Raw genomic sequence first — 18595 nt, forward strand, 5'->3', positions numbered from 1 at the left:
ATCCGATAAATACTGGTATTTTTATTATATTTTCACCAACAAACGGCTTGAAAATTCCTTCTGATAGGTATATAATTATATCTAGCAAGGAGGAGATTTCTATGGATATGCCGGCTAATGCCAAGATGCAGACTATCTCAGGAAAAAAGTATGTCTTTATTGATACTCCCTATTGGAATGCAGAGAAGCATCGCGGGGAGCACAAGCGCCGCTATATTGGTAAAATAGTTGAAGGACAGTTTGTTCCGAATGGGAAGTATCTGCTGTCACTGGAGAAGTCCGGGACAATAAAGCCTGGGCCGATTCCCGCCACAGAATGCAAGCGGCAGTTTTATGGGGCCACTTATCTTCTTGACCAAATCGGTGACAAACTGGGAATTGTGGATGATTTGAAGGCTTCCTTCCCCGATAGGTATAAGCAGCTCTTGTCTCTTGCCTATTTCTTTGTCCTGGAGGAAGGCATGTCTGCTTACCGTCTCCGTAAGTGGGCGTTGACTCATAAGCATCCCTATGGCCGGGATATCCCCTCCCAGCGGATCAGTGATCTGATGGGCTCTATTGATGAGGCTTCAAAGATGAATTTCTTCCGCAGGCAGGCCAAGCGCAGGGCGGAGAAGGAGTACCTTGCTTTTGACACCACATCAATTTCCTCCTATTCTGAGCTGATTAAATTAGCCAAGTATGGAAAGAACAAGGAAGGAGACCACCTTCCGCAGGTTAATCTTGCTTTGTTGTATGGGGAAGTTTCACGGCTTCCGGTTTATTTCCGCAAGCTTACAGGAAATACGGCAGACGTCAGTTTGATACGGAATCTAATGCTGGACATCGATTTCCTGGATATGAAGAAGCTGAGCTTCGTTATGGGCAGAGGCTTCTACAGTGAGAAGAACATTAATGACCTGATGAAGCGCCATTATAAGTTTCTCATAGGCATCCGCTGCGGGTTAAAAATTGCAAGAAAGCATCTGGACGAGATTCGTGGAGAGAAGATGATCAGCTGGGAAAATTACCACGATGATGTGGGGCTGTATGCCATGAGCTTCACTGATGAATGGGACTATAGGGAAGAGCAGCCAAGGACGGGGAAATGTATATGTGACAAGCGGAGAGTCTATGTCCATATATACTTCAACGACCAACGCTGTACCGATGAGCGGCTGAGCTTTGCCAGGTATCTGACCTGTCTGCAGGATGAACTTAAAAGCGGCAGGAAGACAGACGGGCACATGAAGGACTATGACAAATACTTCATAGTGACCGAAACGCCTAAGAGGGGACTGCACATTGTCCCCAAAGGTGATGCAATTCGTGAGCGCCAGCGCGATTTCGGCTATTTCGTCCTGCTGACCAATGGGATAAAGAATCCGGTGGAAGCCATAAAGCTCTACCGTGTGAGAGACCTGATTGAAAAAGCTTTTGCAAACCTGAAGGAACGGCTGGATATGAGGCGCATGTCCGTCTCCTCCTCCGAGAATTTCGAAGGAAAACTCTTTGTCCAGTTTCTGGCCCTAATCTACCTTTCCTACATCAAAAAGCAGATGGATGAGAAGGGCCTGTACAAGAAGTACACGATGCAGACACTGCTGGATGACTTGGATATAATTGAGCTTTACCAGCAGCCGGGGAGGGCCCATCACCTTTCAGAGATAACGAAGAAGCAGATAGCTCTATATGACGCAATGGGAGTCCCATTTCCGAAATAGATATAATTTCACGGGACTTCAGGATAAAAAGGTTAATGTCAGGAGAATTCTGCTGTTACTATCCACGCTATTTTTCTATTCATGGGTCATCTTACTTTTTGCCAGGATTGAATTTCCGGAAATGGTTACACGGGATACCATAAAAATAAGTTTAATCCCTATTTTTTATGGCTTAAATTGGTTTGTGTCCTGTTACATCCTTTTCACGCTATTTATCCCGTTTATCAATAGTTTTTTGACTTCCTTGAGCAAATACAGGTATCTTTCTTTTCTACTGATATTATTTACCGTATATGCAGTACTCCCTGTCATCGGGATGAATAATTTCATAAATGGCAATAGAATGATGTTCTTTTTGGTCGTTTACTCTATTGGCGGGTATCTGAGACTGCATTGCCAGGACAAAATAAAGAGTATTTATCATACAAAATACAGGAACATATTGATTGCTGCTTTGATTCTTATTTTGCTCGGCAAAGGTGCATTGGAAATGTTAGGTGTTATTCTTAATAAGCCTAACGCTATAATAACTAAGCCGTCACTCTATTTTGGCGAAGTTGTTGGGATACCACTTGCAACGATTATATTCCTGACTTTTGCGACAATGAAAATGCGTTATAACAAGTATATAAATATGTTGGCAGAAACCGTGCTTGGGGTGTACTTAATGATAACGAACTTTTCACGCAGACGATTATATGGGATCATATATTCCCAAATCTGAATTATATAACGAGTGATTATTATTTATTATTTTGGGCAGTTAAGATCTTGGGTGTATTTATTGTATGCAGCGCGATAGACTTCTTAAGAGGAAAGTATATTGAGCCGCATATTGAAAGGTTTATAGATCGTCATTTTGACTCATGGCTTGGATATTGGAATCGGATAGTTCTTAAGGCGAGAGCTGTGATTCATATTTAAAGCTAAAGAAGCTCATCATTCTGAAAGTTGGATGGTGAGCTTCTTTTTATATTTTATTAATTTAATTTCTTCCTACAGTCCAAATGCTATTCCTGCTGCGGCGGAGGCTATGATGTAGAAGAAGGGGTGTTTTTTGAATTTGACTAGTGTGTAGTAGACGACGGCGGCTAGGATGATGCATTTCCAGTTGAAGATGGATGCTATGGATCCTGTGGCTTTGAAGGTGTCCATGTGGAGGAGGGCTACTTTGACTACGCCTATTTCAGCCGCTGCAATGAGGGCTGTGGAGGCGGGGCGGAGGCCATAGAAGATGCGGGCTACGGCCTGGCTGGTCCTGAATTTGTTGAGGACGGAGTAGATGGCGGAGATGATGAAGATGGCCGGGATGGTGAAGGCGATGACGGCTGTGACGCCGCCCAGGACGCCGGTGGTGAGGTAGCCGGCGTAGGTGGCCATGTTGACGCCCAGGGGCCCCGGGCAGGATTCAGCGACGGCGATCATGTTGGCAATGTCGGATGTGGTGTACCAGCCTGTGCGCTGGCCGATGTCGGTGATGAAGGGGAGGGCTGCGAGACCGCCACCGATGGCGAAGAGGCCTGTTTTAATGAATTCCCAGATGAGGCTTAAGTAAATGGTCATTTTTCACTGCCTCCTTTGATGGATTTGTCGGCATAGGGCTTCATGAAGTAGCCTACGGCAGCTGCGATGAGTACGGAGATGACGGGGGAGAATGGGGCAAAGAGGGCAAGGGCGAGGATCGCGAGGAAGATGAAGAACATGCCTTTGTCTTTGACGGATTTCTTCCCGAGTTTGATAACGGCATCGAGGATGAGGATGCAGACGCAGGCGCGGATGCCGGCGAAGGCGTGGACGACGATGGGGTTGTTCTCGAACTGCGTTAGGAAGAGGGCGATGATGGATATGATGACCATGGATGGGAAGATGGTGCCGAGTGTGGCGAAGACGCCTCCCCAGAAGCCTTTGAGTTTGAGGCCAATGAACGTGGCAACGTTGACGGCGATCATGCCGGGCGTGACCTGGCTGATGGCATAGTAATCCATGAGGTCGTCCTCAGTCGCCCAGTGGCGGTCCTCGACAATTTCTCTCTGAAGAATCGGCAGGACGGCGTACCCTCCGCCGAAGGTGACGGCGCTGCATTTGGCGAAGACGAGGAAAAGTTCCAGAAGTAGTTTCATTTTAATCGGTCCTTTCTTACGAGGGTGATTGCGCTCTCTTTTCGATACTTGTATGATAGCAGGTAAGGAAGCATATTTAAAATATCTATTTTTTTACAAACCATACGAAAGGGCTATGGATCATGGATATCAAGCAGCTGAAATATTTCGTGGCAATTATTGAAGGGGGGACCATCACGGGCGCGGCAAAGCTCCTTCATGTTTCGCAGCCGCCTCTTTCGAATCAGATGCGTTTTCTGGAAAATGAGCTGGGCGCTGAGCTTTTCAGGCGAGGGGCCAGGCACATCACTCTCACGGAGGCGGGCGAGGTGCTGTACCGCTATGCGGTGGAAATCCTGGAGCTGGAACATGTGGCGAAGGAGGAAATCGGATCGATGCGCGCGGGGCAGAAGGGAAATCTCCGGCTCGGCCTTGTCTCTTCGTGCGCTTCGAATGAACTTTACGATGAGCTCCGTCTTTTCCATAAGGACTTTCCGGAAGTGCATGTAAAACTTTTTGAAGGAAATACGTATGAGCAGATGGAAATGCTCCGGAAAGGAAAGGTGGATGTCGCTGTCCTCCGCACGCCTTTCCCATCGTATGGCCTCGAGAGCGTGACAATCCGTCATGACAGGATGGCGGTCGCCGCCGCAAAGGGAAAGCTTCCGGTGACGAATGGCACTCTCACTCTCAAAGCGCTTGAGAAACGTCCGATCATCATTTACCGCCGCTGGGAGAAGCTGGTGCTCGATGAATTTGAAAAAGAAATGGCGGTGCCGGAAGTCTACTGCGTGACGGACGATGCAAGGACGAGTCTCCAGTGGGCGGAAGCCGGAATCGGGATTGCGATTGTTCCTGAGTCGATCCTCGCCTGGGGCAAGAATCTGGAGACGGCCTTCCTTGCTGAAAAGAATCTTGCGTCTTCTCTTTCCCTCGTCAAGCGCCGCGGTCAGCTGGCGAGCCGCGTGGCGGAATCGTTCTTCCGTTTTTTCAAGGAAGAGGAGGAGCGCGTCGAGGCAGAAAGACGATCGAGGGAAGGGATTTCAGATAAATAGAAAGTTTTCAATTCTGTATATTGACACTGTGTCAGTTGGTGGTATACTTAAATTGTTGACACAGTGTCAGCAAACTATTTTCGCTTCTCAAAAGCGCGCTGCATGACAGGAGGGAACATGAAAGATTCGAATGAAAGATCGATCGAGATTGTGATGGCCTGCCGTAAGTTGTACCGCACGATGAGTTACCAGGAGATCAGTCTGAAGGAGATCAGCTGCGAAATCAGCATTTCCCGTCCGTCAATCTACAATTACTTCGTTTCCAAGGAGGAGATTTTCCTTGAAATTCTCCGCGAGGAGTATGAGGCGTGGAGCCGCAGTCTCCTTGAAATTCTTCACGGGAACGAGAAGATGACGAAGGATGAATTCGCAGCGGCGCTGGCTCATTCGACGGAAGGGCGTGAGACGCTTTTCCGGATCCAGTGCATGAATCTCTATGACATCGAGGAGCACAGCAGGATCGAACGCCTGACGGAGTACAAGAAAGTCATCCGGAAGGTGATGGAAATCCTGAATGCCTGCCTCGTGAAGTTCTTCCCTTCGATGACCGAAGAGGAGAGGATTGGTTTCCTGTACACGCTCCTTCCCTTCATGTACGGGATTTATCCCTACGTGTATCCGACGGAGCGGCAGAAAGAGGCCATGCAGCGGGCAGGAATCCCCTGCCGCGGCGTGACAGCGGCGCAGCTTGTCTACGCTTGTGTCAGGAAGCTGCTCGGCTGAGCGGCTTCGGGTCTTTAGAATCATAATAATAATAGGTCAAGGGAGAAAGGCAGGAAGTCATCATGAAGAAAGTTGTGGCATATTTCTCGGCATCAGGTACGACGGCTGAAAAGGCAAAGGCTCTGGCAAAGATTGCAGGGGCGGACCTGAAGGAAATCGTTCCGAAGGAAAAGTACACGTCCAGGGATCTGAACTGGATGGACAAGAAGAGCCGCTCGTCCCTGGAATCAGCGGACGAAGACTGCCGTCCGGCCATCGAAGGCGGCGCTTTCAATCTCTCGGGCTATGACAGGGTGTACATCGGTTTCCCGATCTGGTGGTACACCGCGCCGAGGGTCATCCAGTCTTTCATCGAGACGAATGATCTCTCCGGCAAGGAAATATACTTATTCGCCACATCGGGCGGAAGTGATGCGGCCAAGGCTCTTTCAGATATGAAGAAGCTGTATCCGACACTTTCCTTCATGGGAGCTTCTCTCCTGAACGGCCCGGTCACAAAAGACATCGGCGGCTGAAAGGGTGGAACCATTCCGCTCCGGGCGGGCGGACATCCCGCAGGATTTCTCCTTAAAAGATTGTTATAAAGATTTGTGTTTTTTTCTTTGCTATGTTAAAATATATCTTGCAATTTAGCATACTCGAAAAAGCATGTAAAAGGTATCGAATTGTCGGGCATCCGACGGTGGTAGGTATCAATTTGTCGGAAAGCCGACTTAAGGAGGAATAGTTTTTATGAACGTTAAGGTAGAGGCACTGGACCAGCACAAAGTATCTCTGAATGTGGAAGTACCGGCAGAAGCAGTACAGAAAGGTTTCAAGACCGCTGTAGCACGCATCGCCAACCAGGTAAAGATCCCTGGCTTCCGCAAGGGCAAGGCAAGCCGCAAGATTCTTGAAATGCATTTCGGCAAGGAAGCTGTCGAAGCAGAAGCTAAGGACGTCGTCATCAATGACGCACTGAACGAAGCTCTGCAGCAGGAAAAACTGATTCCTGTCACAACTCCTGATGTAAAGGAAGACAAATTCTCTGAATCCGAAGGCGCTGTATTCACTGCTACTTTCGTTAAACGTCCGGAAGTAGAACTCGGCGAATACAAGGGGCTGGAAGCAGAACACGCTCAGCCGGAAATCTCTGACGATGAAGTCATGGAACAGCTGAAGCGCGGTGCTGAACAGAGCGCAAGACTTGAAAAGGCCGAAGACGGCGCTGTCCTGAAGAAGGGCGACTATGCTGTCATCGACTTTAAGGGCTTTGTTGACGGCGAACCATTCGAAGGCGGCGAAGGCAAGACCTATCCGCTGGAAATCGGTTCCCAGAGCTTCATTCCAGGTTTTGAAGACCAGCTCGAAGGCCACAAGGCAGGCGACGATGTAGATGTCAAGGTTACATTCCCGGCAGACTACTTCGTAGATGCTCTGAAGGGCAAGGAAGCTGAATTTAAAGTTCATATCAATGATGTAAAGCGCAAACAGCTGCCGGAAATCGATGACGAATTCGCTAAATCCGTCAGCCAGTTCGAAACCATCGACGAGCTGAAGGCAAGCCTGAAGCAGCAGATGCAGCTGCAGGCTCTCCAGCAGGCTGAAGAAGCTTACCACGACGCACTGGTAAACCAGGCTGTCGCAAACGCTAAAGTAGATATCCCGCATGAAATGGTTGATCAGCGCATCGACGAGATCGTTGAAGAAATCAAGATGAACCTCGAAAGCCAGAACATGTCTCTTGATGACTACCTCAAGAGAATGAACCAGACAGAAGCACAGCTCCGTGCTAACTACGAAGCTACTGCTGCTGAACAGGTAAGACAGGGTCTCGTCCTCGAAGCAATCGCTGACAAGGAAGACCTCCAGGTCACCAATGAAGATCTGTCTATGGAAGTTTACAGCATGGCTCATCAGTTCAACGCAGACCCTAACGATGTCATGAAGATCATTAAAGATGAAAACCGTGTAGGCATGCTCATCAACTCCGTCCTCCGCAAGAAGGCTGCCGCATTCATTTACGGCGCTGCCAAGAAGGCTGAAGCTGACAAGAAAGCTGAAGAAACCGCCGCTGAAGAAGCTGCAGAAGCAGCAACCGAAGGTGCCGCAGAAGCTCCGGCAGTCGCAGAAGACCGCGAAGCTGAACTCAATGCCATGACGGTCAAAGATCTGAAGCAGTATGCATCCGAAAAGGGCATCGCTCTGGATTCCAAAGCTAAAAAGGCTGAAATCATCGAAACCATCCTCCAGGCTGAAAGCAAGTAAGACTTCGCCCGAAGGTATATAGAAGAACCGCTTTTGCGGTATCGGAAATTTCATGTAATACACCGGCTTGCCGGTGCGGGGGAAGAGACGCGGGGATGACCGGCGTCTCTTTCGCCCATATGGAAAACGGAGGATTTCCCTGTTTTCCGCGGGAAAAGCTTAGAATCCGACTCCATTCATTTCCTATTTCCTTATCGGAAAGCCCGCTCCTTAAGGGTGAGCGGAATGAATGATTCATGAATGTGAATGCGCCGACGGCGCCGTTCAAAAAGAAAGGATGTTTATTTATGGCTTATGTACCGATCGTAGTGGAACAGACCGCACAGGGAGAACGTTCCTATGATATTTATTCCCGTCTTTTGAAAGACCGAATCATTTTCCTCGATGGTGAAATCGGGGATCATATGGCAAACATCATCATTGCCCAGCTCCTTTTCCTGGAAGCTGAAGATCCGTCGAAAGACATTCACCTCTATATCAACAGCCCGGGAGGCGTCGTCACCGCGGGCCTTGCTATTTATGACACCATGCAGTACATCCGTCCGGATGTGTCGACCATCTGCATCGGCTCCTGCGCCAGCATGGCAGCCGTCCTTCTCACTTCCGGTGCGCCGGGCAAGCGTTTCGCTCTCCTGCACTCCAATGTGATGATCCATCAGCCGCTGGGCGGCGTACAGGGCCAGGCTACGGAAATTGAAATCCATGCCCGTGAAATCCTGCGCCTGCGTGATGAACTGAACGGCATCCTTTCCAAGCACAGCGGACAGCCGATCGAGACGATCCGCCGCGATACCGAAAGAGATAACTTCATGACCGCGGAGATGGCGCAGAAGTACGGCCTCATCGACCGCGTACTTACCAGAAACGAGCTGGATGAATTAACGAAGAAATAAGGGAGGCTCCCATTGAACGAGAAACATGAAGGAACACCGGTCTGCAGCTTCTGCGGACGTTCCGGCGAAGAAGTTGAAAAGCTGATCGCAGGGCCGGGAGTCTATATCTGCAATGAATGTATCGAAGTGTGCGAAAACATCCTCAAAGAGGAAATGAAGGCAGACAAGCAGAAGTCTGTTCCGCACTTCAAGCTTCCCGTTCCGGAAGAAATCAAGAAGTACATGGATCAGTACGTCATCGAACAGGACGATGCCAAAATCGCTCTGGCCGTTGCCGTATACAACCATTACAAGAGAATCCAGTATGAGTCCACGGACGATGATGTAGAACTCCAGAAGTCCAATATCATCATGCTCGGGCCGACAGGCAGCGGCAAGACGCTCCTTGCCCAGACGCTCGCGCGTTTCCTGGACGTTCCTTTTGCGATTTCCGATGCAACGACCCTGACCGAAGCCGGCTATGTCGGCGAAGACGTCGAAAACATTCTCCTGCGCCTGATCCAGGCTGCCGACTATGATATCGACAAAGCGGAACGCGGTATCGTCTACATCGATGAAATCGATAAGATCGCAAGGAAGTCTGAAAACCCGTCCATCACCAGAGACGTATCCGGTGAAGGCGTACAGCAGGCACTTCTGAAGATTCTGGAAGGCACCGTTGCCAGCGTTCCTCCGCAGGGCGGCAGAAAGCATCCGAATCAGGAAATGATCCAGATTGATACATCGAACATTCTCTTCATCTGCGGCGGCGCTTTTGCCGGCATCGACAAAGTCATTGACAGAAGACTGACGAAGAGTGTCATGGGATTCGGCGCCGATATCGAAAAGAAGGATTCCAAGGACATGGCAGAACTCCTGCAGCAGGTCCAGCCGGAAGATCTTCTGAAATTCGGCCTCATCCCTGAATTCATCGGTCGTCTGCCGGTCATCGTGGCTCTGCATCCGCTGAATGAAGATGCGCTCGTCAGGATCCTCACGGAACCAAAGAACGCACTCGTCAAGCAGTACCAGAAGCTCCTTGCCATGGATCATGTCGAACTGGAATTCGACGATGGCGCCATCCACGCCATTGCCCGCCAGGCCATCGAGAGAAATACAGGAGCCAGAGGACTTCGCGCCATCATCGAGAAAATCATGCAGCATGTCATGTATGAAATCCCGGGGATGAAGGACGTCAGGAAGTGCATCGTCACTGAAGACGTCGTGCTGAAGCATTCTGATCCGGTCCTGATCAAGGAAGACGGAACAAAAGAATAATCCGTGCCCCGAGGGGCCGTATTCCAAATAAAAGCACATGGAGGCCGGAGCCAAATGGGACAACCACTTGACTCCGGCTCTTTCTGTAAAATCAGAGAGGGAAGAGACTGAGATATCGAAGTTTTTAAATTAAAAAGTAGACGCTTTAGGCCTTTCATGTGATACAATAGAGATATATTATGGAGGAACTATCTATGGATGAAATACAGAACGAAAATCAGCCTCTCAACCTCCCTGTAGTGGCGCTGAGAGATATAGTCATTTATCCCCGCATGTCCGTCAATCTGGACATCGGAAGAAAAGAATCCGTCGAAGCCGTGCGCTTTGCAGGGAAAGGCGAAAGATACCTCGTTATGGCCATGCAGAAGGATTCCCGCGTGGAAGTACCCCAGGAAGACGACCTTTACGACGTCTGCACTGTCGTCAAAGTGACACAGATGCTCCAGATGCCGGGAGGCCTCATCCGCGTGCTCGTCGAAGGCGTATCCCGCGTGAAACTCCTGAAGGTCACCCGCGGCGACCGTTTCCTGTCCGCTGATGTGGATGATATCGAAGAAATCAAGCCGGAAGATGAACTCCGCGCCGAAGCTTTCAGAAGAACACTCCTGAAGTCCTTCTTCGAATGGCTCCACAACACGAAGCAGGGCCTGCCCGAAGACCAGATGGAACAGCTGAAGAGCATCACCGATCCCGGCGAAACCGCCGATTTCATTGCGTCCCAGCTGCTTCTGAAGCCGCAGCAGAGACAGAGAGTCCTCGAAGAAGCCGACGTCGCATCCCGCCTGAAGCTCGTCCAGGGCTATCTTGATATGGAAATCGAGATCGTTCATCTCGAATCCGAAATCAGCTCTGACGTGCGCCAGAAGATGGACAAGGAACAGAAGGACTACTACTTAAGACAGAAAATTAAATCCATCCACGACCGTCTGGGCGACACCGTCAGCCAAGATCAGGAAGCGGAAGACTACAGGAAGAAACTGGCAGACTCTGCCATTCCTGAAGAATACAAGAAGAAACTCGAGAAGGAAATCAACCATCTCGAATCCATGCCGCCGATGATGGCAGAGACCGCTGTTGCCAGAAACTATCTGGACTGGGTCTTCTCTCTGCCATGGGACAAGGAAACGAAGGACTCCCTCGAACTCAAGAAGGCGCAGGAAGTTCTCGACCATGACCACTACGGCTTGGAAAAGATCAAGGAAAGAATTCTGGAATACCTCGCTGTCCGCATCCTTGCGCCTGAAGCGAAGGCTCCGATTATCTGCTTCGTAGGACCGCCAGGCGTCGGCAAGACATCGCTCGCACAGTCCATCGCCAGAGCCATGAACAGGAAGTATTGCCGTATTTCCTTAGGCGGCATCCATGATGAAGCTGAAATCCGCGGCCACCGCCGCACCTACATCGGTGCTATGCCAGGCCGCTTCATTGAAGCCATCAGCGAAGTCGGCGTCAACAACCCGCTGATGCTGCTGGACGAAATCGACAAGGTCGGCTCTGATTTCCGCGGTGATCCTGCTTCTGCACTGCTTGAAGCACTCGATCCGGAACAGAACAAAGCTTTCCACGATAACTACATCGACATTCCCTTCGATTTCTCGAAGGTTTTCTTCCTCGCGACGGCCAACAGCGTCTCCACCATCCCGGCTGCCCTGCTCGATCGTATGGAACTGATCGAACTCACTGGCTACACGGAAGAAGAGAAGCTGGAAATCGCGAAGAAATACCTCGTGCCGAGACAGAAAGAGAGAAACGGCCTGAAGGACGGAGACATCCGCTTCACTCCGGCGCTCCTGAAGAAAGTCATCACAGGATACACCAGAGAAGCAGGCGTCCGTAACCTTGAAAGAACCATCGGCGCCCTCTGCCGCAAGGTAGGCAAGAAGATCGTCCTCCAGGACGACAAGCTGCCGCCGCTTTCCGTCAAGACACTCGACAAGTACCTGGGACCAGTGAAATTCCTCCCGCTCGCTGAAGAACATCCGGATGCCGTAGGCCGCGTCAATGGCCTCGCATGGACGATCGCAGGCGGCGAAGTCCTCGACACCGAAGCCGTCACCATCAAGGGCAAGGGACACCTGATCCTGACAGGCCAGATGGGCGATGTCATGAAGGAATCCGCTGAAACCGCGTACACCTACATTAGAAGCAAGGCCAAGGACCTGGGACTCAAGGATGATTTCTATGAAACCCTCGACACCCACATCCACCTGCCAGAAGGCGCCGTACCGAAAGACGGCCCGTCCGCAGGCATCACGATGGCAACCGCTATGGCATCTGCCTATACAGGCAGAAGAGTCAGAGGCGATACTGCTATGACCGGGGAAATCACCCTCACCGGCGAAGTCCTCCCGATCGGCGGCGTCAAGGAGAAAGTCCTGGCTGCCAACGAATTCGGCATCAAGCAGATCCTGCTGCCGGAAAAGAACAAGAGAGATCTCGAAGAACTGCCGAAGTCCGTACAGGACAAGCTGCAATTCGTCTATGTCAAGAACGTGCAGGAAGTCCTCGAACACGCATTGGTGAAATAAAGGAGGCATGAAGTGGCGGAAATCAAGGAAATAGAAAAATTTCATATTTTCTCGTCAGTATATTTCAGCTCTGCCGTCAACCGTAAGCAGTACGTGAACGACGGGCGGAAGGAAATCGCCTTCATCGGGCGTTCGAACGTAGGGAAATCCTCCCTCATCAACAACCTCTGCGGGCAGAGAAAGCTCGCCTACGTCAGCCGCGAACCGGGCAAGACAAGAACCATCAACTACTACGCCATCCAGTCCAGAAGAACCGTGGACGAACAGGAACAGCGACAGGAATGGTACCTCGTCGACCTGCCGGGCTACGGCTTTGCAAAGACAAGCCAGGAAAACAAGGACACATGGTCCACCTTCATCGACGACTACATCAAGAGCTCCCCGAGCCTCGTCATGGTAGGCCTCCTGATCGACCTGCGCCATCCAGGACTTCCGATCGACATGAAAGCCTACGAATGGCTCAGAGAAATCGCGCCGTCCTTAGTCGTCATCGGCACCAAGGAAGACAAGCTCAAGAGAAACGAAGCCAGAGAAAACCTCAAAAAGCTGAACAAACTCTTCCCGGCTGATTACCCGGCTATTTCCTACTCCTCCCTGAACGGAGACGGCAGAGACAGCCTCTACCGCCTGATCGAGCAGAAAGTCTGTGAATGACATGAAGAAGATCCTTCTTCTCGCATCCCTCTTCACCGCCTGCGCCATCGAGGCCTTCGCCTACAACGTCTATGCGCCGAATTCCTTCAACACAGTCAGCAAAGGAAACTACGCCTACAAGACCGTCTACACCATGTGCGAACAGGGCAAAGCCCCTGACTACACCACAGCCTTCTTCGACCGCCAGCTCACCAGATACGAACTCGTCGGCGTCATCAAGGATATCCTGGAAGGCGGCAAGACAGTCCCCGAAGACAACCCGAGCCTCATGAAACTCAGGAAAGACTACGCCAGAGAACTCGAAGCCCTGGGATGGAAACCACCCAAGAGACAACCCTCCAAAGAAAAGCCCATCCTTGAAATAGGAGGCGACAGCCGCATCCGCTACAACAACGGAGGCGACGCCGACGCCAGAGTCAGAGTAGCCGGAAGATGGAACATCACCGACAACACCAGCATACAAGCTGGAGGAGAAAAGAACGTAGAATGATGAATGAAAAACACCGCTGTTCTAAGCAGAAACTTGGAGCAGCGGTGTTTTTGCGTGGGGGAGGACCCTGAAACGCGAGGGGGTGCGGATATTTTTTTGGACCATTCTGGTAGTACTTACATTATCCCTAAGCTTTCTCTGTATTCTACTGGACTCATGCCGCCCAAGGTAATTTTAATTCGGTCTTCATTATACCAATGAAGATAATCGTCTAGGTAAGCTATGAATTCTTTAATGGATACACCTATCCAGCTTCTATTATAGAACATTTCGTTTTTTACTCTTCCAAAGACACCTTCACAAGCAGCATTATCCGGCGAGCACCCTTTTTTCGACATGGATCTTGTCCAGCCAAATTTCTTCATCAAGGCGATCCATCCAGGCCATTGGTAATGTATACCGCGGTCTGAATGAACGATAGGATGCTTGTCATCGCCCAGGGCCTCTCTCGCTTTTACCAGCATGGTATTGACCAGTTTGGCATTCGGCGACGTGCCGATCGTCCATGCGACAATCTTGCCGTCAAAGACGTCAGTTATAGCTGACAGGTATACTTTCCCTGCAGATATGTGGAATTCCGTAATATCTGTGAGAAGCAGCTTTCCTGGTTCGTCGGCATGAAAATTCCTGTTAACGAGATTAGGGGCAGGTGAAATTTCTCCTTTGTAGGAGCTATACTTTTTAGCTTTTTTGCGGTATGGAACCAGATGATCCTCTTTCATAAAGCGGCGGACGAGCTTCTCAGAAAGAATTTTCCCATCTTTTCTGAGCGCTAACCAGATTCTCCGGTAACCATAAACCGACCGGTTCTTCTTAAATTTGTCTTTGATGGTTTCGCGTATTTCCGCATATTTATCTCCCGCCTTCATAGCGGATTTCTGGTAGAAATATGAGGCTTTAGCCATATTTAGCACCGTCAGCAGTTTCTTCAGGGGATACTTGCTGCGGCTCAGAAGGGCATCAATCACGATGGCTTTTTCCCGATTGGTCAGTGTTTTTAGACTGATGCCCTCTTCTTTTTTTATTGTTTCTGCAGCTATCTCGAGGGCTTCGTACTCGATCCGTTTAATAAGAGTCTGCTCGCCAAGCTCCTTATACTCTTTCGCAAGTGTCTGGCACTTTTCATCAAGAGACTTCGTCTTCTCTCCCAGTGACTGATTGGCTTTCAGCAATGCTTTATTCTCTTTGCGGAGGTTTTCCATATTTCTAAGCAGTACTTGCATTTCTTCTTTTAAAGATTCAATCGTTACTTCCGAGTCCTTTTTAGACATTGTTGCCAGCCTCCTTTGGAACAATTCCTCGAGGAAGCCTAAGTCCTTGTAGATAGCGTTAGAGGCTATCTCAATTTCTTCGAATGGATTCTCCTGAATCAGTGGACTGCTTCCCGTCTGTCGATCTTGCCCCCATTTTACAGGGTTCTGGTCAGCTTGCCAATGATCGTTTTCGTTAAGGTTGTATTTCTCAACCCATATTTTCAATCTCTGCGTGCTGCTGGGATAGCCTATTTCCCTGATGGTGCGCCGCAGATCGCCGCAATTTACGAAGTATTTGACGGCTAATGTTTTTTGTTTGAGAGAATATCCGTCATCAAATCCGTCTACTTCGTGAATCTCTCTGGAGAACTTGAATTCCCGGCACCATTGACGCAACACTTTTATGTCGTGAGGATAGCCGAGCGTTCTCATAATGCCTTTGAGCCCCATGCCCGAATCGACGTGCAGTTTGACTGCCTTTAAGCGTTCTTCATGCGAATACATAAATTGACCTCCTGACACCTCTGTCAATTGGTCCAACTTTTTGTCCGCGTCCCCCGAGCACCGCCAACACTCGCCTTCCCTGACGGGGAAGGGGGACCAGCTCATCTTTAAACTGTTGCTGGTGGATAGGGTTGATTATACCTTTAGGTTTTTATAAGTAAGGTTGTTTTGAACTTTCCTACAGCCATAGGCTGGTTGGCATATTTCCCCAATCACCATACTTGGCGGTTGTATGGTTTCTATATAAGAGCTTATTGATAGGAAAGCGTACCTTTGTCTTTTAGTGGTGCTGCCGGAGCGGAGAGGAAACCGAACAACCTCGCTTCGCTCGATAACTACATCTCATTCGAGAAATTTTTAAAAAGCAAAAATTTCCCACCTTCTCCTTCGGAGCAAGGTTAACACCCTTAAACCTCGCTGCGCTCGAAAAAAGTAAGGACTCAGTACATCGCAGTTGATAATAGCGGTACATGCCGATACGGAAGGTGTTGACCTGCCCCAGCGGGGAAAGAGCGGTCAGCCCATCATTTAACTGTTGCTGACGAAAGGGGTGCAGTATTCATTGGTTTTTATAAAAGGTTCCACGAGCGTAGCTCGGTTGTGTAGTGTTCCAATTCGCCATACTTGGCGGTTGAATGGTCTCTATATAAGAGCCTTTAGATGATAAGGCGTACCATGGCACTTTTACGGCGCTGCTGCCGCAGCGCTCGGCTGTGTGGTTTTAAAACTCCCACCACAAAACCCCCATCCGCATTGCGGATGGGGGTTCAGCGTTCCTGTATTTTTTTATTCTTCCTCGTGTTTTTCTTCCCCGAAGATGGTGAGGAGTTCGGGGCGGCCGGAGATGTTTAGTTTCCTGTAGATGGTGGACATGGCTTTTTTGATGGTTATTTCTGCCACTTTTTGTTCTTCGGCGATTTCTTTATTTTTGAGTCCCTGTACTGCGAGGTGGATGATTTCCATTTCTCTCCCGGTCAGTTTCTTGATCTGGTCTCTTCTCATTTCTTCGAGGGAGGGGATCTCGGGGCTGGTAGGGCGGGTGTATTGGGACATGGTTTCTACGATGGAGGCGCTGTGTCTCGGGGCTCTGACTTTTTTCCAGAGGTCCTTGAGTTCATCGGAGAAGAGGATGAAGGGGAGGATGAGGTGGTCGGGGCCGGCGAGGGTCAGGGCTTCTTCGAGTGCCTGGAGGCTGTTTTCTTCTTCGCCGAGTCTCTTGTAGGCGGCCGCCTGGTTCAGGAGGGCGAAGATCATGCCGATGACGGATTTCCTCTGACGGGCATGAGTTTCGTGGGTTTCGGCTTCTGCGAGGAGGTCGGTGTCTTTTCCGTCACGGAGGAGGATCCTGTCTTTCATGATTTCTATGTAGGTGTGGGACGGGAAGTAGAAGCGCTGGGGATCGAGGATTCTTTTGTATTCTTTCTTGATGTTGGAATCGGTGCCGAACATGAGGTGGAAGCCGCATTCGCTGAGGCTTGCTATGAGTGTCTGGTATTCGGCGGTGGATGCGAGGTAGCCGTGCATTTCTGTCTCGATTTCCCTGATGGAGGAGGCTCTTCCTGTTACGAAGGCGAGCCAGCCTCTGAGGTAGGCGGATCGGATCTTGACGGATGGGTTCGCGTATCCCGGGCTTGCTTCGAGGGCGGAGAGTTCTCCGAGGCCTTTTTCCCAGTCTCCTGTGAGGAGGTAGTATTCAGCGTGGAAGAGGTGGCTCCATGCGCTGCCATATTCGTGGCGTCCGATTCTTTCGAGGGTGGACTGGAGTTCGGCGAGTTTCTCTACTTCGGTGAGGAGCTGGCCCGGTGTGGAATGGTAAAGAAGGAGGAGCGTCGGGCAGCAGAAGCCGAGGTGCGGTGTCTTGAATTCTTTCCACAGGTTGTAGCGCCGGATGGTGTCGAGTGCTTCTTTAGCGCCTGTGATCATAGGATCGAGGTTGTTGAAATTCGTCATGGTGCCGAGGAAATGGACGGCGGCTCTTTCGGATACGCCGGCGTCGATTTCACGGAGTCTTGCGTACTGGGTGCGGAATTCGTCTTTCATTCCGGAGTAGTAGAGGTCGTAGACCATGAGGCAGATGGTGTGGATGTGGCGTTTCACGACGTTTCTCGGGCAGCGTTTGACGAGGGATCTTCTGTAGGTGCGGCGGCCGGAGAAGAGGATGGAGTCGGAGCCTCCGGCGAGGATGTTGAGGGCCATATCGTAGTCGTCGCCTTTGTCAGCGGCCTGCATGGCTTCGAGGTAGTTTCCTGCGGCATAGTGCCAGCGGGCGGCCTTGAGGTAGCAGCGGGACTGCCACTTGGGGTCGCGGGCGGAGAATTCTGCGGCGAGGAACTGGCGCATGACGGGGAAGAAGCGGTAGCTTCCTGTGGTGCCTTTAACGAGGTAGAGGAAGAGTCCTGATTCTTCTTCTTCGCGCATCATGGCGGTGGTGTCGCCGGAGGGATACATGTATTTGGCCTGGCTCAATGTGAATACGTCGAAGAGGGAGAGGGCGGTCAGCATGTCTTTCTTTTCCTGCGTGAAGTGGCGGAAGACTTTTTCCTGAAGGAGGGCATAGAGGCTTCTTGTTTCGTCCAAGGAAAGGTCGCCTGTCGTGAAGCGGTTCAGGTAGCGCAGGTTGTCGAGGCTGCATGAAATTTCAGGGAGCTTGCCCGGTGCTGTCTTGGGGGCAAGTGTAGCAACGGCGAGGTGGATGATTTCCCATGTGCTTTCGTCGGTGTTCTTGTCTCTGAGGCGCCGGAAGATGAAGGTGAGTTTCCTTGTCTGGTGCAGGGTGAATGTCTTCCCGGGATGCACAAGGAGGGCGAGGTTTGCAATGCAGAGGGAGCAGCCTTCTCCGAGGTTCTTGGCTTCGTAGGATTCTGATTCGACGTAGGAATTGAAGAAGCCTTCCTTCCAGGCGGTCAGGTAGCGGGCGGCTTCCTCTTTTCCGCCGCTTTCTTCTTCGCTGAACCAGAGTACGTCCGGTGCGAGCCTGTTGATGAGGGAGGCGGAGCCGCTTCTTTCGAAGTAGTCGTGAAGGAGCTTTTGCGTGGTTTCCGCGATTTCCTCTGTCCGGTTTTTGGTTGTTATTGTATGATCGGCTGACATAGTGCACCTCATATCTGTCAATTTGTGATGAAATTCCCATACTCTCCCTATTTTAATGTAATTATATAGCGGGCAAGGGAAATTGGAAAGAGCTAAAGA

The 18595-nt window shown here is 50.4% G+C and carries 15 protein-coding genes; 11 read left to right on the forward strand and 4 right to left on the reverse strand.

The window, feature by feature from the left end; genetic code table 11:
• Window positions 1-101 precede the first annotated feature (101 nt).
• Window positions 102-1703, forward strand: a complete 1602-nt coding sequence (locus Dia5BBH33_RS00915; protein WP_198419620.1) for an IS1634 family transposase — start codon at window positions 102-104, stop codon at window positions 1701-1703.
• Window positions 1672-2427, forward strand: a complete 756-nt coding sequence (locus Dia5BBH33_RS11440) for an acyltransferase family protein (protein WP_408609024.1) — start codon at window positions 1672-1674, stop codon at window positions 2425-2427. Before Dia5BBH33_RS00915 ends, Dia5BBH33_RS11440 begins: the two co-directional genes overlap by 32 nt.
• A 272-nt stretch (window positions 2428-2699) precedes the next feature.
• Here the strand turns inward: Dia5BBH33_RS11440 and Dia5BBH33_RS00920 are convergent, their stop codons facing one another.
• Window positions 2700-3266, reverse strand: coding sequence for a chromate transporter (locus Dia5BBH33_RS00920; RefSeq protein ID WP_143332170.1), 567 nt, complete (start codon window positions 3264-3266; stop codon window positions 2700-2702).
• Window positions 3263-3823, reverse strand: coding sequence for a chromate transporter (locus Dia5BBH33_RS00925; RefSeq protein ID WP_022382285.1), 561 nt, complete (start codon window positions 3821-3823; stop codon window positions 3263-3265). The genes Dia5BBH33_RS00920 and Dia5BBH33_RS00925 overlap by 4 nt, the downstream gene beginning before the upstream one ends.
• Before the next feature lie 122 nt (window positions 3824-3945).
• Between Dia5BBH33_RS00925 and Dia5BBH33_RS00930 the strand changes: the two genes are divergently transcribed.
• The 9 genes from Dia5BBH33_RS00930 (at window position 3946) to Dia5BBH33_RS00970 (ending at window position 13649) form a co-directional block, all read left to right on the forward strand.
• Entirely contained in the window at window positions 3946-4857 is a 912-nt protein-coding gene (locus Dia5BBH33_RS00930; RefSeq protein WP_022382286.1) for a LysR family transcriptional regulator, read from the forward strand.
• 117 nt (window positions 4858-4974) lie between these two features.
• Window positions 4975-5580 carry a TetR family transcriptional regulator gene (locus tag Dia5BBH33_RS00935; RefSeq protein ID WP_022382287.1) on the forward strand — a complete coding sequence of 202 codons (606 nt, stop codon included), beginning with the start codon at window positions 4975-4977 and terminating at the stop codon, window positions 5578-5580.
• Between the two features lie 62 nt (window positions 5581-5642).
• The gene (locus Dia5BBH33_RS00940; RefSeq protein ID WP_022382288.1) at window positions 5643-6095 is read left to right on the forward strand and encodes a flavodoxin; all 453 of its coding nucleotides are present in this window, start codon (window positions 5643-5645) and stop codon (window positions 6093-6095) included.
• 217 nt (window positions 6096-6312) lie between these two features.
• A complete protein-coding gene (gene tig, locus Dia5BBH33_RS00945) occupies window positions 6313-7827 on the forward strand; it encodes a trigger factor (RefSeq protein ID WP_108850096.1) in 1515 nt (504 codons plus the stop codon).
• A gap of 287 nt (window positions 7828-8114) precedes the next feature.
• Window positions 8115-8720: an ATP-dependent Clp endopeptidase proteolytic subunit ClpP gene (clpP, locus tag Dia5BBH33_RS00950; RefSeq protein ID WP_143332171.1), complete on the forward strand. Its 606-nt coding sequence runs from the start codon at window positions 8115-8117 to the stop codon at window positions 8718-8720.
• Between the two features lie 12 nt (window positions 8721-8732).
• A complete protein-coding gene (gene clpX, locus Dia5BBH33_RS00955; RefSeq protein ID WP_143332172.1) occupies window positions 8733-9977 on the forward strand; it encodes an ATP-dependent Clp protease ATP-binding subunit ClpX in 1245 nt (414 codons plus the stop codon).
• Between the two features lie 194 nt (window positions 9978-10171).
• Window positions 10172-12505, forward strand: coding sequence for an endopeptidase La (lon, locus tag Dia5BBH33_RS00960; RefSeq protein WP_022382292.1), 2334 nt, complete (start codon window positions 10172-10174; stop codon window positions 12503-12505).
• Between the two features lie 12 nt (window positions 12506-12517).
• The gene (yihA, locus tag Dia5BBH33_RS00965) at window positions 12518-13159 is read left to right on the forward strand and encodes a ribosome biogenesis GTP-binding protein YihA/YsxC (protein WP_022382293.1); all 642 of its coding nucleotides are present in this window, start codon (window positions 12518-12520) and stop codon (window positions 13157-13159) included.
• 1 nt (window position 13160) lies between these two features.
• Complete coding sequence (locus tag Dia5BBH33_RS00970; RefSeq protein WP_143332173.1) at window positions 13161-13649, forward strand: hypothetical protein; 489 nt, start codon at window positions 13161-13163, stop codon at window positions 13647-13649.
• A gap of 116 nt (window positions 13650-13765) precedes the next feature.
• On the opposite strand, the gene Dia5BBH33_RS00975 is transcribed toward Dia5BBH33_RS00970, so the two are convergent.
• On the reverse strand, window positions 13766-15406 hold the full coding sequence (locus tag Dia5BBH33_RS00975; protein ID WP_108850844.1) for an IS3 family transposase: 1641 nt from the start codon (window positions 15404-15406) through the stop codon (window positions 13766-13768).
• 786 nt (window positions 15407-16192) lie between these two features.
• The gene (locus tag Dia5BBH33_RS00980; RefSeq protein ID WP_162501739.1) at window positions 16193-18496 is read right to left on the reverse strand and encodes a helix-turn-helix transcriptional regulator; all 2304 of its coding nucleotides are present in this window, start codon (window positions 18494-18496) and stop codon (window positions 16193-16195) included.
• Between the last annotated feature and the right edge of the window lie 99 nt (window positions 18497-18595).

Origin of the sequence: Dialister hominis (assembly GCF_007164725.1) — a bacterium.
GTDB lineage: Bacteria > Bacillota > Negativicutes > Veillonellales > Dialisteraceae > Dialister > Dialister hominis.

What these genes read in the sequence shown, in the direction of transcription:
- Dia5BBH33_RS00980 (WP_162501739.1), bottom strand. Translation starts at nt 18,496, where the DNA reads ATGTCAGCCGATCATACAATAACAACCAAAAACCGGACAGAGGAAATC.
- Dia5BBH33_RS00925 (WP_022382285.1), bottom strand. Translation starts at nt 3,823, where the DNA reads ATGAAACTACTTCTGGAACTTTTCCTCGTCTTCGCCAAATGCAGCGCC.
- Dia5BBH33_RS00935 (WP_022382287.1), top strand. Translation starts at nt 4,975, where the DNA reads ATGAAAGATTCGAATGAAAGATCGATCGAGATTGTGATGGCCTGCCGT.
- Dia5BBH33_RS00920 (WP_143332170.1), bottom strand. Translation starts at nt 3,266, where the DNA reads ATGACCATTTACTTAAGCCTCATCTGGGAATTCATTAAAACAGGCCTC.
- Dia5BBH33_RS00915 (WP_198419620.1), top strand. Translation starts at nt 102, where the DNA reads ATGGATATGCCGGCTAATGCCAAGATGCAGACTATCTCAGGAAAAAAG.
- Dia5BBH33_RS00975 (WP_108850844.1), bottom strand. Translation starts at nt 15,406, where the DNA reads ATGTATTCGCATGAAGAACGCTTAAAGGCAGTCAAACTGCACGTCGAT.
- Dia5BBH33_RS00940 (WP_022382288.1), top strand. Translation starts at nt 5,643, where the DNA reads ATGAAGAAAGTTGTGGCATATTTCTCGGCATCAGGTACGACGGCTGAA.
- tig (WP_108850096.1), top strand. Translation starts at nt 6,313, where the DNA reads ATGAACGTTAAGGTAGAGGCACTGGACCAGCACAAAGTATCTCTGAAT.
- Dia5BBH33_RS00970 (WP_143332173.1), top strand. Translation starts at nt 13,161, where the DNA reads ATGAAGAAGATCCTTCTTCTCGCATCCCTCTTCACCGCCTGCGCCATC.
- clpP (WP_143332171.1), top strand. Translation starts at nt 8,115, where the DNA reads ATGGCTTATGTACCGATCGTAGTGGAACAGACCGCACAGGGAGAACGT.
- Dia5BBH33_RS00930 (WP_022382286.1), top strand. Translation starts at nt 3,946, where the DNA reads ATGGATATCAAGCAGCTGAAATATTTCGTGGCAATTATTGAAGGGGGG.
- Dia5BBH33_RS11440 (WP_408609024.1), top strand. Translation starts at nt 1,672, where the DNA reads ATGACGCAATGGGAGTCCCATTTCCGAAATAGATATAATTTCACGGGA.
- lon (WP_022382292.1), top strand. Translation starts at nt 10,172, where the DNA reads ATGGATGAAATACAGAACGAAAATCAGCCTCTCAACCTCCCTGTAGTG.